This is a genomic window from Christiangramia echinicola DSM 19838 (genome assembly GCF_000423065.1).
Lineage (GTDB): Bacteria > Bacteroidota > Bacteroidia > Flavobacteriales > Flavobacteriaceae > Christiangramia > Christiangramia echinicola.
On sequence record NZ_AUHG01000010.1, the window covers coordinates 882887 to 898463 of the forward strand.

12 protein-coding genes are annotated in these 15577 nt (G+C 39.1%); all 12 read left to right on the forward strand.

What is annotated here, in order from left to right; all coding sequences use genetic code 11:
- The first annotated feature begins 44 nt into the window (after positions 1-44).
- The 12 genes from G530_RS0104615 (at position 45) to G530_RS0104670 (ending at position 15519) form a co-directional block, all read left to right on the forward strand.
- Positions 45-3107 (forward strand): TAT-variant-translocated molybdopterin oxidoreductase, encoded by a 3063-nt coding sequence (locus G530_RS0104615; RefSeq protein WP_026933417.1) that lies wholly within the window; start codon positions 45-47, stop codon positions 3105-3107.
- Between the two features lie 35 nt (positions 3108-3142).
- Positions 3143-4957: an NrfD/PsrC family molybdoenzyme membrane anchor subunit gene (gene nrfD, locus G530_RS16545; RefSeq protein ID WP_084519388.1), complete on the forward strand. Its 1815-nt coding sequence runs from the start codon at positions 3143-3145 to the stop codon at positions 4955-4957.
- 5 nt (positions 4958-4962) lie between these two features.
- Positions 4963-5484 carry a DUF3341 domain-containing protein gene (locus G530_RS0104625; protein WP_026933418.1) on the forward strand — a complete coding sequence of 174 codons (522 nt, stop codon included), beginning with the start codon at positions 4963-4965 and terminating at the stop codon, positions 5482-5484.
- Between the two features lie 11 nt (positions 5485-5495).
- On the forward strand, positions 5496-6197 hold the full coding sequence (locus tag G530_RS0104630; RefSeq protein ID WP_026933419.1) for a c-type cytochrome: 702 nt from the start codon (positions 5496-5498) through the stop codon (positions 6195-6197).
- Between the two features lie 18 nt (positions 6198-6215).
- Positions 6216-7607, forward strand: coding sequence for a hypothetical protein (locus tag G530_RS0104635; protein WP_026933420.1), 1392 nt, complete (start codon positions 6216-6218; stop codon positions 7605-7607).
- Between the two features lie 33 nt (positions 7608-7640).
- Positions 7641-8840 (forward strand): cytochrome c oxidase subunit II, encoded by a 1200-nt coding sequence (locus G530_RS16550; RefSeq protein ID WP_035715778.1) that lies wholly within the window; start codon positions 7641-7643, stop codon positions 8838-8840.
- A 38-nt stretch (positions 8841-8878) separates the two neighbouring features.
- Positions 8879-10702 (forward strand): cytochrome c oxidase subunit I, encoded by a 1824-nt coding sequence (locus G530_RS0104645; protein WP_026933421.1) that lies wholly within the window; start codon positions 8879-8881, stop codon positions 10700-10702.
- Between the two features lie 136 nt (positions 10703-10838).
- A complete protein-coding gene (gene ruvB, locus G530_RS0104650) occupies positions 10839-11861 on the forward strand; it encodes a Holliday junction branch migration DNA helicase RuvB (protein ID WP_026933422.1) in 1023 nt (340 codons plus the stop codon).
- 247 nt (positions 11862-12108) lie between these two features.
- Positions 12109-13446, forward strand: a complete 1338-nt coding sequence (locus tag G530_RS0104655; RefSeq protein WP_240472126.1) for a cytochrome P450 — start codon at positions 12109-12111, stop codon at positions 13444-13446.
- Positions 13446-14372, forward strand: a complete 927-nt coding sequence (queG, locus tag G530_RS0104660) for a tRNA epoxyqueuosine(34) reductase QueG (protein WP_026933424.1) — start codon at positions 13446-13448, stop codon at positions 14370-14372. The genes G530_RS0104655 and queG overlap by 1 nt, the downstream gene beginning before the upstream one ends.
- A gap of 57 nt (positions 14373-14429) precedes the next feature.
- Positions 14430-14924: an RNA polymerase sigma factor gene (locus tag G530_RS0104665; protein WP_026933425.1), complete on the forward strand. Its 495-nt coding sequence runs from the start codon at positions 14430-14432 to the stop codon at positions 14922-14924.
- A complete protein-coding gene (locus G530_RS0104670; RefSeq protein ID WP_026933426.1) occupies positions 14908-15519 on the forward strand; it encodes a hypothetical protein in 612 nt (203 codons plus the stop codon). Before G530_RS0104665 ends, G530_RS0104670 begins: the two co-directional genes overlap by 17 nt.
- The last annotated feature ends 58 nt before the right edge of the window (positions 15520-15577 follow it).

Sequence of the window (15577 nt, forward strand, 5' to 3'; positions counted from 1 at the left end):
CTGGAATTCAGGTATAATTTAAGAAGCTAATATCTAGATATAATATGTCATCAAACAAGAAATACTGGAAAAGTGTTGAAGAGCTAAATGAAAACAGCTCTGTTGTTGAGACGCTCCAACAGAAGGAATTCGCTGAGGAAATCCCTGTAGAGGACTTTCTTGGGGATAAAGAAAATCTTGGAGATTCTAAAACTTCAAGAAGAGATTTCCTTAAGTATGTTGGATTCAGTACAGCAGCGGCATCACTGGCTGCCTGCGAGGGCCCGGTGGTAAAATCTATTCCTTATGTGGTACAACCTGAAAGGATTGTTCCTGGAATCGCGAATTATTACGCGTCTACGATTGCTGATGGTTTCGACTTCGCTAGCGTTTTAGTAAAAACTCGTGAGGGTAGACCAATCAAGATCGAGAATAATGATCTTTCGAAGTTTAAAGGCGGTGCTAATGCTCGTGTTCATGCTTCGGTACTTTCATTGTATGATACAAAAAGGGTGAAACGCCCAATGATTGAAGGTAGAAATGTTTCCTGGGAGGAGTTTGACCGTGAGGTTGGAACTGCCCTAGAGAATGCAAGTGGAGAAATTGTTCTTTTAACGCAAACATTTGCCAGTCCTTCAACTTCAAAACTTATTCAGGAGTTTTCTTCTAAATATGGAAATGTTCGTCACGTAGTGTATGATACAGTTTCAGAAGATGCTGCTTTAAATGCATTCCAGTCAAAATATGGAAGACGTGCATTGCCTAACTATGACTTCTCGAAAGTTAAGACCGTAGTTGGTGTAGGTGCAGATTTTCTTGCAGACTGGCAGGGTGGTGGATATGATGCTGCCTTTGCAAAAACAAGAATTCCTGAAAATGGCGATATGTCTCGTCATATTCAGTTTGAGTCTAATATGTCTCTTACAGGAGCAAACGCAGATAAACGTGTTCCTTTAAAGCCTTCTCAGCAAAAAGCTGTGATGTCGGCATTAAGAGGTTATGTAGCTGGTGGTTCTTCTACTAGTGATCTTCCTGCAAGTGTTGACGATGCGGTGGTAAAAGCTGCAAGACAACTAAGGCAGGCCGGTAGTGGTGCTGTGGTTGTTTGTGGAATTCCAGATGATGAGGCTCAATCTTGGGCATTAGAGATCAACGAGGCTCTTGGTAGCCGAGTGATGGATACTTCAAATGCTAGAGTTATCCGTCAGGGTAATGCCGGGGAAGTTGCTCAGTTGGTTGAAGATATGAATAATGGTAGTGTTGGTGCTCTGTTGATCGCTGGTCTAAACCCAGTTCATACACTTCCAAACGGTAAGGAATTCGCAGAAGGTCTTAAGCAGGTTGAAACTGTAGTGGATTTCGCTACAAGAACCGATGAGACTTCAAAATTAAGTAAATACGTAGCTGCTACTCCACATTATTTGGAGAGCTGGGGAGATATTCAGTTTTCTGAAAAGTCTTTCAGTTTAATGCAACCTACAATAAGACCATTGTTTGATACTAGACAATTTCAGGATACACTTTTAAGATGGTCTGATAACAATTCTTCTTATTACGAATATATTAAAGAGACCTGGTCTGGTGGATTAGGTGACAGAAACTGGAGCGAGGTACTTCATGATGGAGTATTTGAAGCTTCTTCTCCTGTTGCGCTGCCGGCTTCAGCAAATTCTGGTTCTTCTTCAGTTTCATTCAATATGGACGAAATGGAAGGTGAAGGATTTGAATTGACTCTTTACACAAATACTGCGATCGGTGACGGTCAGCAGGCTAATAACCCATGGTTGCAGGAATTGCCAGATCCTCTTTCAAGAGCGAGTTGGGATAACTATGTAACTGTTTCTAAGGCTGATGCTGAAGAACTTGGGTTGGAAAATGAAAATGTTGCTAATGGAGGTCTTAACGGAAGTTATGTAAACCTTAGCGTTGGTGATACTGTAGTTCAGAATGTGCCGGTTTATATCATGCCTGGTCAGGCGAAAGGATCTGTTGGTCTTGCGCTTGGTTATGGTAGAAAAGCGGGAATTCAGGAAGAAATGCAAACTGGGGTTAATGCTTATCCTTTGTATAAGAACTTTAGTTCAGTACAAAAAGTAAAAATTGAGAAAGCTGCGGGAGTGCATGAATTTGCATGTGTTCAGCTGCATAATACCTTAATGGGTAGAGGTGATATTATCAAGGAAACCAGCCTTGAAATATTTAATACTAAAGATGCTCATGTTTGGAATCACGTTCCTGAAGTTTCTTTAGATCACCAGGAAACTCCGGTTACTTCTCCAGATGTTGATATCTGGGAAAGTTTTGACAGATCTACCGGTCCTCATTTCAACTTGAGTATAGACTTAAATGCCTGTACAGGTTGTGGTGCATGTGTGATCGCCTGTCACTCTGAAAATAACGTTCCTGTTGTTGGTAGAGAAGAAGTAAGGAAATCCAGAGATATGCACTGGTTGCGTATAGATCGTTATTTCTCTTCTGAAGACACTTTTACGAACGATCTTGAGAAAAAAGAAAATATTGGTGGCCTGGGTAGTTCACTTTCTGAATTCGGAGAGCTTGAGCAACCAGCTGATAATCCTCAGGTTGTATTCCAGCCAGTAATGTGTCAGCACTGTAACCATGCTCCTTGTGAGACTGTTTGTCCTGTAGCGGCAACTTCACATGGTAGACAGGGTCAAAACCAAATGATCTATAATAGATGTGTTGGTACAAGATATTGTGCAAACAACTGTCCTTATAAAGTTCGTCGTTTCAACTGGTTCAACTATGCACAGAACGATGAATTTGATTACCACATGAACAATGACCTTGGTAGAATGGTGCTTAACCCAGATGTTACAGTACGTTCAAGAGGGGTTATGGAAAAATGTTCTATGTGTATTCAGAAAACTCAAAAGACGATACTTGATGCCAAGCGTGAAGGTAGAACGATCGAAGATGGTGAATTCCAGACCGCTTGTTCCGCAGCTTGTGATAAAGGAGCTATGGTCTTTGGAGATGTGAATAACGAGGACTCAAAAATTCTTGAAAAGAAAAATGATGACAGGATGTATCATCTGCTTGAGTATGTAGGTACAAAACCAAATGTGATGTACCAGACAAAAGTTAGAAATACAACCGAAGCTTAATATAACGAATAACTAAGAATCAATCAGATAAGGATATGTCTCATTACGAAGCACCTATACGAAAGCCTCTAGTTACCGGGAACAAAAGCTATCACGATGTGACTGTTGATGTTGCTGCTCCGGTTGAAGGAAGGGCTAATAAAACCTGGTGGATAGTTTTTGCTATCTCACTTGTTGCCTTTCTTTGGGGTGTTGGATGTATAGTTTACACAATTTCTACAGGTATAGGTACCTGGGGATTAAATAAAACAGTAGGTTGGGCCTGGGATATTACCAACTTCGTATGGTGGGTAGGTATTGGTCACGCCGGTACCCTTATTTCTGCCGTATTACTTTTATTCCGCCAGAAGTGGAGAATGGCAATTAACAGGTCTGCAGAGGCTATGACCATTTTCTCTGTAATGCAGGCGGGTCTTTTCCCATTAATTCACATGGGGCGTCCATGGCTGGCATATTGGGTACTTCCAATTCCTAACCAGTTTGGATCTCTTTGGGTGAACTTTAACTCACCGCTTCTTTGGGATGTATTTGCGATCTCTACGTATCTTTCTGTTTCCCTTGTTTTCTGGTGGACAGGATTACTTCCAGATTTCGCGATGATTCGTGATAGAGCAATTACGCCTTTTACAAAAAGAGTTTACGGAATATTATCATTTGGATGGAGTGGACGTGCTAAAGACTGGCAGCGTTTTGAAGAAGTATCTCTGGTTCTTGCAGGTCTAGCAACACCACTTGTACTTTCTGTACACACCATCGTATCTTTTGACTTCGCAACTTCGGTAATACCGGGATGGCATACCACCATTTTCCCTCCTTACTTCGTTGCGGGTGCGATCTTCTCTGGATTTGCCATGGTTAACACCCTGCTTATCATTATGAGAAAGGTTTCTAACCTTGAAGATTATATTACTATTCAGCATATAGAATTGATGAACATTGTGATCATGATCACAGGTTCTATTGTTGGTACTGCATATATTACCGAGTTGGTTATCGCCTGGTACTCGGGAGTGGAATACGAACAGTATGCATTCCTTAACAGGGCTACCGGACCTTACTGGTGGGCATACTGGAGTATGATGACCTGTAACGTGTTCTCACCACAGTTCATGTGGTTCAAGAAACTACGTACAAGTATCATGTTCTCTTTCTTTATATCGATCGTTGTAAACATCGGGATGTGGTTTGAGCGTTTTGTAATTATCGTGACTTCACTTCACCGTGATTACCTTCCATCTTCATGGACGATGTTCTCGCCAACATTTGTAGATATTGGAATCTTCATTGGTACTATTGGATTCTTCTTTGTATTATTCCTTCTTTACGCACGTTCGTTCCCGGTGATCGCACAGGCTGAGGTGAAAACTATATTGAAGGCTTCCGGAGATAAGTATAAAAAATTAAGAGCTGAGCATGGTGATGATGCACTTCATTATGATCCTCAGGCAGTAGGTAGAGATCCTAAGATGAATGACGAAACCGGTATTCATAATAAGATTGAAGATACTGAGCATACTACGAAAAATGAATCAGATCATGATCATGAGGATACTGTGAACGCAGACGGTATGGTTGTTTCAGAAGTGATGAAAGACCGTATTGATGAAATGCTTGGTAGAATTGGAACTTACGATCCAGCTAAGCAGGATGCAGATGATCTTACGAAACTTAAGAATGTTGGACCATTATTACAGCAGCATTTGCACCAGGTTGGAATTTACCTTTTTGACCAGGTAAGTAAGTTGACAGAACAGGATTTTGAATTGCTTGATGAAGTGATCGAGAATTTCCCTATCGAAGCGAATAGAGAAGGATGGGTTGCTCAGGCTAACAAACTAAAAAATAAATAATCAGGATGGCATCTAAAGTATTACACGCTATTTACCGAGATGACGATCTGCTTTTACAAGCTGTAAAGCAGATTCGTGAAGCACGCTATCATATTGGTGAGATTTATTGTCCATTCCCGGTTCACGGACTAGATAAGGCAATGGGGCTTGCTCCAACCAGATTGGCCATCACTTCATTTATGTATGGTTTAGTTGGTCTATGTGTAGCAGTTGCAATGATGAATTTTATCATGATCGAAGACTGGCCACAGGATATTGGTGGTAAACCAAGTTTCAGTTTCATCCAGAACATGCCGGCATTTGTGCCTATTATGTTCGAATTAACTGTATTCTTTGCAGCTCACCTTATGGTAATTACTTTTTATATGAGAAGTAGATTATGGCCATTCAAAAAAGCTGAAAATCCAGATGTAAGAACTACAGATGATGTTTTTCTTATGGAGGTAGATGCTGCCAATCATAATATAGATGACCTAACGGACTTTTTATATAAGACCGGAGCATCTGAAATTAAATTAATAGAATAATAATAGTGATAATGAGAAGTTTATTCCATAAAACTATAGGATTTTGTTTGCTTGGCTTTGCAGTTGTATCCTGTCAGGACAAGGAAGATCCAAACTATCAGTACATGCCAGATATGTACGAATCTGTAGGTTACGAAACTTATGGTGAGTACGAGGTGTTCGAAAAAGGTCAGGAAGCTAAATTACCTGTAGAAGGTTCTATTCCGCGAGGATGGATGCCTTATGATTATGAAAATAATGCACAGGGATATGAGGCAGCAAAAACTAATTTGAGCAATCCACTTCCTTATACCCAGGATAACCTGGCTGAAGGAAAATCACTTTATACTATTTATTGTGCAGTTTGTCACGGAGATAAAGGTGATGGAAAGGGAATTTTGGTTGAAAGAGAAAAGATTCTTGGTATTCCATCTTATGATGATGCCGGTCGTGCAATTACAGAGGGTAGTACTTATCACGTAATGTATTACGGGATCAATAACATGGGTTCTTATGCTGCTCAAACTTCAATTAAAGAACGTTGGCAGATAGATCACTATGTGATGAGCCTTAAAGATAAGTTGGAAGGAAAGCCGGAAAGAGCTTACGAAGAAGAGACTGATGAACAGACTCAACTTCTTCCTTCAAGAGCCGATGCCAATATCTATGAAGATGCGGGTGATGTAGAAGATGAGCAGGCTACCGAGAACAACCAAACCGAAACTCAAGAATAAAGATTTAGATCTATCGATATGTATACGCTATCCAGTAAATTAAAATTAACAGCATTCATATTTATGATTGTTGGCGCAATAGGTCTCATGTATGGATTCATCGCTGCACCGGAAACCGTAGAGGATGTCAAGGAAATGATGGCTTCTCATGGTGAACATGGAGAAGAACATGCTGGCGAAGAAACCGAAAAAGTGAATGTAGAGCAACTTCCTGGAGGGAACAATGCTGAAATGCATTCAGAATCATCTGCCACTGCAGATCATGGTGCCGAAGCTGGTCATGGAGAAGAAGCTTCTCATGACGATGAGCACTATGAGCATATTCTGCACCAGTTACAGAATAAGCCATGGGCTGCACTTTATGTTGCTGCTTTCTTTTTCTTTATGATTTCACTTGGAGTACTTGCTTTTTACGCAATACAATATGCTGCTCAGGCAGGATGGTCTCCAGTACTTTTTAGAGTTATGGAAGCAATTACCGCATACTTATTGCCAGGAGGTATTATAGTATTTGTATTATTAGTGCTTTCAGGACTTCATATGAACCATTTATTCGTCTGGATGGATCCTGAAGTAGTTGCACATGATGAAATTATTCAGAATAAGACAGCTTATTTAAATGTGCCTTTCTTCCTTATTAGAGCGGCTATTTATCTGGGTGGTTGGATATTCTTCAGACATCTGCTTAGAAAGAATTCTATCAAGATGGATGATGCGACCGATAATAGAATTTTCAAAAAGAACTTTAAGCTTTCTGCAGGATTCCTGGTATTCTTTATCGTGACTGAATCTATGATGTCATGGGATTGGATAATGAGTTTAGATCCGCACTGGTTTAGTACATTATTTGGATGGTTCGTGTTTGCCAGCTTATTTGTTTCTGGTATTACAACAATTGCCATTATCAGTATATACCTTAAGTCAAGAGGATATCTTGAATTCGTGAATGACAGTCATATTCATGACCTTGCTAAGTTCATGTTCGGGATCAGTATTTTCTGGACCTACCTTTGGTTCTCACAGTTCATGCTTATCTGGTATTCAAATATCCCTGAAGAGGTAGTATACTTTATCCAGAGAATGGAAGATTATCAATTACCATTCTTCGGAATGTTGATCACAAACTTCCTTTTCCCGGTATTACTATTAATGAATAGTGATTATAAGAGAGTGAACTGGTTTGTTATTATGACTGGTATTGTGATCTTATGTGGTCATTACCTTAACGTTTACGTGATGGTGATGCCTGCAACTGTTGGAGAGTCATGGTTTATTGGAATTCCTGAAATTAGTGCCATGTTATTGTTTGGAGGCTTGTTTACCTTTGTTGTATTCAATTCGCTAACTAAGGCGCCGTTATTGGTTAAAGGGAATCCTTTTATCAAGGAAAGTAAGCATTACCATTATTAATAAAGATTGATTGTTTAAAGAAGAACTTATAAAATGACCGTATTTTTAGTAATCATAGTACTAGCACTTCTGGCCGTTACAGGTTGGCAGATCTCTAAGATATTTCAGTTATCTAAGAGACCCGATGCCGATACTTCCCAGGTTGCAAATGATAAGGATAATCACCTGCATGGGATATTGATGTTGGCGTTCGTGATTTTCCTTTATGTAATTACCGTTTACTGTTTCTGGGAGTATGGTAGATTCTATTTGCCTGAAGCAGCTTCTGAACATGGAGGGGAATATGATACTTTAATGTTCATCTCTATTGGGTTGATCATGTTCGTACAGATCATCACCCAGGGATTATTACACTACTTCGCTTATAAATACAAAGGGAAGAAAACTCAAAAAGCATTATTCTATGCAGATAATGACAAGTTAGAGTTTATCTGGACCATTATTCCGGTAATTACCCTTGCAGGTCTGATTATCTACGGATTATTCACCTGGAGTGACATTATGAATGTTAACGAAGATGAAGACCCTATGGTTATTGAACTTTATGCATACCAGTTCGACTGGAGAGCTAGATACTCTGGTGAAGACAATACTTTAGGTAAGGCGAATGTTCGTTTTATTGAAGGTGTTAACCAGTTAGGTGTAGATGAATCTGATTCATACGGTAAAGATGATAAGATCGTAACCGAATTACATTTACCTGTCGGTCAGCCGGTACTATTTAAATTCCGTTCTCAGGATGTATTACATTCCGCTTATTTCCCATTCTTTAGAGCACAAATGAATGTTGTGCCTGGGATGATCACTCAATTTGGATTCACTCCAACTATCACTACTGAAGAGATGAGAGAAAGTGAGTACATGGTAGATAAAGTGAAGAGTGTGAATGAAGAGAGAAACGAAAAAAATGAAGAATTGAGAGCTCAGGGAGAACCAACCCTTGATTCTTATGAATTCGACTATTTCTTACTTTGTAATAAGATATGTGGGCAGGCCCATTATAATATGCAAATGAAGATCATAGTTGAGTCTGAAGAAGATTTCAATGCATGGTTAGAGGAGCAGCCTACTTTTGGCAGCACAATGGAAGAGAGTAGTGAAAATGTTGATAGACCTGAAGATACCGCTGGAGTTGGCACTCCTGAAAATATGGAAGGTAACGATGATGCAGAAGGAGAAAACGATACTGAAAATTCTTCTCAGGAAGTTGATGCAGTAGCAGTAGTAGAATAGTTAGATAAAGAACAATTTTAAGAAAAAGCATTAGAGATATGTCAGCAATTGCAACAGCACCGGCACACGATCACCACGACGATCACGGACATCATCATAAAGAAACTTTTATAACGAAGTATATCTTTAGCCAGGATCATAAGATGATTGCCAAGCAATATCTTATTACCGGGTTAATTATGGGAGTTATTGGTATCGCTATGTCGATCCTATTCCGTATCCAGCTAGCCTGGCCAGAACAATCTTTCTGGGTTTTTGAAGCATTATTAGGTGACAGATGGGCTCCAGACGGAGTAATGTCTCCAAGTATTTACCTTGCTTTGGTTACTATCCACGGTACCATCATGGTATTCTTTGTACTTACTGCTGGTTTAAGTGGTACGTTCTCAAACTTATTAATTCCGTTGCAAATTGGTGCACGTGATATGGCATCGGGATTCCTGAACATGGTTTCTTACTGGTTGTTTTTCTTATCCAGTGTAATCATGCTTGCATCTCTATTCGTTGAGTCTGGACCTGCAATGGCCGGTTGGACGATCTATCCACCATTAAGTGCTTTACCAGAAGCTATTAGTGGTTCTGGAACAGGGATGACCCTTTGGTTAGTTTCAATGGCGATCTTTATTGCATCTTCATTATTAGGATCACTTAACTACATCGTTACTGTGATCAACCTAAGAACAGAAGGGATGTCTATGACAAGACTTCCACTAACTATCTGGGCATTCTTTGTAACTGCTATAATTGGGGTTGTATCGTTCCCGGTACTACTTTCTGCAGCGCTGTTACTTATCATGGACCGTAGTTTTGGTACTTCATTCTTCCTTAGTGATATCTTTATCAAGGGAGAAGTATTAAGTCACCAGGGAGGTTCCCCTGTATTATTCGAACATTTATTCTGGTTCCTTGGTCACCCTGAGGTATATATTGTACTTCTACCAGCCCTTGGTATCACTTCAGAAATTATTGCTACTAACTCACGTAAGCCAATTTTTGGGTACCGTGCGATGGTTGCATCTATATTAGCGATCGCTTTCCTTTCAACAATTGTTTGGGGTCACCATATGTTTATCTCCGGTATGAACCCATTCCTTGGATCGGTATTTACCTTTACAACATTATTGATTGCGATACCTTCAGCGGTAAAAGCATTTAACTATATCACTACCTTATGGAAAGGTAATTTACAGATGAACCCGGGAATGTTATTCTCCATCGGTCTTGTATCTACTTTTATTACTGGTGGTCTTACAGGAATTATCCTTGGGGATTCTACTTTAGATATTAACGTTCACGATACTTACTTTGTAGTAGCTCACTTCCACCTGGTAATGGGTATCTCTGCACTTTATGGATTATTTGCCGGTGTTTACCATTGGTTCCCTAAGATGTTTGGTAGAATGATGAATAAGAATCTTGGTTACATCCACTTCTGGGTAACGGCGGTTGGTGCTTACGGAGTTTTCTTCCCAATGCACTTTATTGGTATCGCCGGACTTCCAAGACGTTATTATACAAATACTAACTTCCCGTATTTTGATGATTATGCAGATGTGAATGTGATTATCACGGTTGCTGCAATTATCACGGCATTGATTCAGTTAGTATTCCTTTATAACTTCTTTGGTTCTATTTTCTTCGGAAAGAAAGCTGTTCAGAATCCATGGAAATCAAATACTCTGGAATGGACTACTCCAGTAGAGCATGTCCACGGAAACTGGCCAGGTAAGATACCTTCTGTATATCGTTGGCCATATGATTATTCTAAGACCGGTGAAGATGGAGAGTATGTGATCAAAGGACAGGATTTTGTAACTCAAACCACACCTTTACAAGAAGGAGAAGAGGAGCTTAATCATTAAGCAAGACCTTAACATAAAAGATTTTCAAAAGCCTTTTCCCAATCGGAAGAGGCTTTTTTAATTATCTTTGAAAGTGAATTTTTACGGAGATCTCACCCTTTATTTCTTATATTAATCCGGATAACAGAATTTTATGATGAACGAAAACCTCGATGCCAGCGGAGAAAACTTTTCTCCGGAAGAATTTGACATAGAAAGAGCTTTAAGACCGCTTAGTTTTGATGATTTTGCGGGTCAGGAGCAAGTGTTGGAAAACCTTCAGATATTCGTTCAGGCAGCTAATTTACGAGGAGAGGCCTTAGATCATACATTGTTTCATGGTCCTCCTGGATTGGGTAAGACTACTCTGGCTCATATCCTGGCCAATGAGTTGAATGTAGGGATTAAGATAACCTCCGGTCCCGTTTTGGATAAGCCCGGAGATCTCGCGGGATTACTTACAAATCTCGATGAAAGGGATATTCTTTTTATAGATGAGATTCACAGGTTAAGCCCTATAGTTGAAGAATATCTGTATTCGGCTATGGAGGATTATAGAATTGATATAATGATTGAGACCGGCCCGAATGCCAGAACCGTTCAAATCAATTTAAATCCATTTACACTTATCGGGGCTACCACAAGGTCTGGATTGCTTACAGCCCCCATGCGAGCGAGATTTGGTATCTCCAGTAGGCTACAATATTACACTACAGAGTTACTTTCCGGTATCGTGGAACGTAGTTCAGAAATTTTAAAAGTTCCAATCTCTCAAGATGCCGCTATAGAAATTGCCGGTAGAAGTAGAGGGACTCCTAGAATTGCCAATGCTTTACTGCGTAGAGTTAGAGATTTTGCTCAAATTAAGGGGAATGGAAAGATCGATATCGAAATTGCGAAATTTGGTCTTAAGGCTTTGAATGTTGATGCTCATGGGCTGGATGAGATGGATAATAAGATCCTGGCTACAATAATAGATAAATTTAAAGGAGGTCCTGTTGGGATTACTACTCTGGCTACGGCAGTAAGTGAAAGCGCAGAAACTATTGAAGAGGTTTATGAGCCTTTTTTAATTCAGCAGGGATTTATTTACAGAACTCCACGAGGAAGGGAAGTTACCGAACATGCTTACAGGCATCTTGGCCGAACTAAAGGAAGCACACAAGGCGGATTGTTTTAGCTATCGACGTTTTTGTTTAAAAGAAGGCCTATTGAATTAAGTTTCTAACAGGAATTAAATGATGGCGGTCATATATCTTGAAAAGCAAATCAATGGATGGTGGGGAAAAAAATGGGCTAAATGCAGGTGATTTTGATAGATTGCAAATTTTATCGGAATGTCGAAACCCAACTAACTTAGATTATTGGCCAGATGAACTTAATTAATAATACTTCAACTGCACTCAGCACGATCAAACCATCAGATTTTGAATAAAAAAGATAAAAAAATACCCGAAGTATCACTTTTAAAGTTTCTAAAACACTCTGCCAATATCTTAAAAAATCCGCTACCGTTTCATCATAACAATTTTGAAGAAAAAGGAGATACTTTCAGATTGAATATTGGTTTCAATAAATCAGTGATCTTTTCAAGAGATGCCGGTCTTGTGGAATATGTACTACAAAAAAACCAGAAGAATTATGTGAAATCTGAGATCCAGACCAGAGACCTGGTTAAGTACGTAGGTGAAGGATTGCTAACTTCAGAAGGTGAGCACTGGAAAAGACAGCGAAAATTAATTCAGCCTGCCTTCCATAAAAAGCAACTGGCTAATTTAATGGACGCTATCAAACAGGCAATTCTTCAGGAATATGAAAAGATTACTACAGAAGAAGAGATCGATATTTTTCCTATCTACAATGACCTTGCTTTTCAAACCGTAGTAAAGTCTCTCTTCAGCAGCGCCGCAAATCAGGAGGAGATCAACAGGTTGCAATATATTACAGAGGAGACGCAGAAAATGCTGGTTAAAGAACTTAGGCAGCCTTATTTAGGTTGGTGGTTCAAAGCTAGTGGTAAGATCGATGGATATCTAAAGCTTACTGCTGAAGCAAGAAATATCTTAAAGAAGATGGTGCAGGAGCGTCGGGATTCAAAGGAGCGTTGCGATGATCTTCTGGATATGCTGCTGGAGGCAAAGTATGAAGACGGGAATTTCATGGACGAGGAGCAGCTTATTGATGAGATATTGATATTATTCACTGCAGGACATGAAACTACTTCTAATTCTCTCACTTTTACTGCTCAATTACTGGCTTTAAATCCGGAATGGCAGGAAAAGATCTATGCAGAAACGCTGAAATTAAAAAAGCAGACCGATGATTTAATGAGTTTTGTTACTCAGGCTCAGATCACGCAACAGGTTATAGAGGAATCCATGCGGTTATACCCGCCGGCATATTTTATAGACCGTGTAAACCTTGAAGCAGATGAATTTAATGGTTTGCATTTTGAGGCTGGCTCTAATTTATTATTCTCGCTGCACGAAGTACATCGTCATCCCGATCTATGGGACGATCCTGATGATTTTAAGCCTCAAAGGTTTGCAGAAGGTGGGAGGAAATATTCCTCACAATATTTTCCATTCGGGGCAGGACCAAGGAAGTGTATAGGGAATAATTTCGCCATGTTCGAGATGATCATTGCAGTCACCGAATTAGTAAATAGGTATAAGATCATTGCTGTAAATGAAGAAATTGATATTAAACCGCTAATTACTTTAAAGCCAAAGAACGCGATCTTAAGATTTGAAAAGAGGATCTAATGCTTCAGAACCAATCAAAATATTCAGAATTAATAAAAGCCAAAGCCAAACGCCTTGGGTTTCTCTCTTGTGGAATTTCTAAAGCTGAATTTCTTGAGGAAGAGGCGCCGAGATTGGAGAACTGGTTAGAGCAGAATATGAATGGAGAAATGCGCTATATGGAAAATTATTTCGATAAGCGCCTTGATCCTACTAAACTGGTGCCTGGTTCTAAAAGTGTGATCTCGTTATTGCTGAATTATTATCCTCACGAGCTTCAAAATGAAGATTCTTATAAGATTAGTAAATATGCCTACGGTCGCGATTATCATTTTGTGATCAAGGATAAATTAAAGCAGCTTCTTTCAACGCTGCAGGATGAAATTGGAGATTTTCATGGTAGGGCTTTCGTAGATTCAGCACCTGTGTTAGATAAGGCCTGGGCGGCTAAAAGCGGACTTGGCTGGATTGGGAAACATTCTAATTTACTATCCAAGCAAACCGGTTCCTTTTATTTTATTGCTGAACTTATTGTAGATCTTGATCTGGAGTATGATACTCCGGTTACAGATCACTGCGGTAGTTGTACGGCTTGCATTGATGCCTGTCCAACCAACGCTATAGTTGAGCCTTATAAAGTTGACGGGAGTAAATGTATTTCCTATTTCACTATTGAACTGAAGGATGAACTGCCATCTTCATATAAGAACCAATTCGATGATTGGATGTTTGGTTGCGATGTCTGCCAGGATGTTTGCCCATGGAACCGTTTTTCAAAACCACATAATGAGCCGCTCTTCAATCCGCATCCCGATCTTTTAGAAAATGATAAAAAGGATTGGGAGGAGATCACCCGGGAAACATTCAATGAAATTTTTAGAAAATCGGCGGTTAAAAGAACAAAATTCGAAGGTCTTAAAAGGAATATCGATTTTTTGAATAAATAAAATTTTGAGGTTCTGTAATAAACTTAATTTTCTGTCACTAAACAGATAAAAGAAGGTTTGAGTAAAGATTTCTATAAACAGTTTATTTTGCCATACGCCGGTATCATTGTAAAAATTTGCCGGGCCTATACAGATTCAGAAGAAGACTTTCAGGATTATTATCAGGAAACCTGCCTTCAGTTGTGGAAAAGCAGAAATAATTTCAAAGGCAACTCGAAATGGTCTACCTGGGTTTATCGAATTTCCTTAAATGTTTCGCTCTCATTATTAAGAAAGGATAAAAAGATAAATAAAAACAGCAATGAACTGCCCGAAATTTCAGGTGATCTGCATTCAGAAGAAAATCCTTTTAACAGTGAATCTCTCAAACTACTTTATTCAGCAATAAAAAAACTTTCAGAAGCAGATAGAGCAATAATTCTATTATATCTGGAAGAGAATTCATACCGGGAGATTGCGGAAATAACCGGACTATCTTCAAATAATATAGGGGTAAAGATTACGCGAATTAAAAAGAAACTAAAAGAATTACTTGATGGAAAGATCTATTGAAAATATATGGAAAGAAGGATTTGAATCTGATGATAATATCCAGATTCCGGTTGTACAGGATTTATACCGTAAAAAGCCTAAACTAATCATAGAAAGGATCAAATCGTCTTCAAGGATAGATAATATTAGCCTTGTACCAATGGCCGTAATTTTAGCAGGGGTATTTATATTCATGGAAAAACCTGTGCTCGGCATCTATGTTGGAATCTTAATTCTACTCCTTTTCTTACTGAATAGAAGAAAGCTAAAACAGCTTGAAGACTTGAAGTTAAGTGCCAACACCTACCTTTATTTGACAAATTACTACTCTAAGATAAAAGGGCTTCAGAAATATTATACGATCCTTCTGGGAATAGGATTGCCGGTTCTAATATTGCCAGGATATTATCTTTATTTCAGGGAGACTTTAGTACTGTCAACCTTTGATGGAATGATGCTACAATATCAAATCCTAGTTGTCACAATATTATCCATAGTTTTATCTGCAATAGGGGTATTAAGTTATAGAATTAGTACGCATTTGATTTATTCTAAATTGCTTACCAGACTTGAGGAGATTATTAAGGATATGGAAGAGCTTATGAAAGCTAATTGAAAAATAACCGGGAGTTAATTTTTGTTCCAAATTCAGTTTGAAAGTATTCTATTTTTAT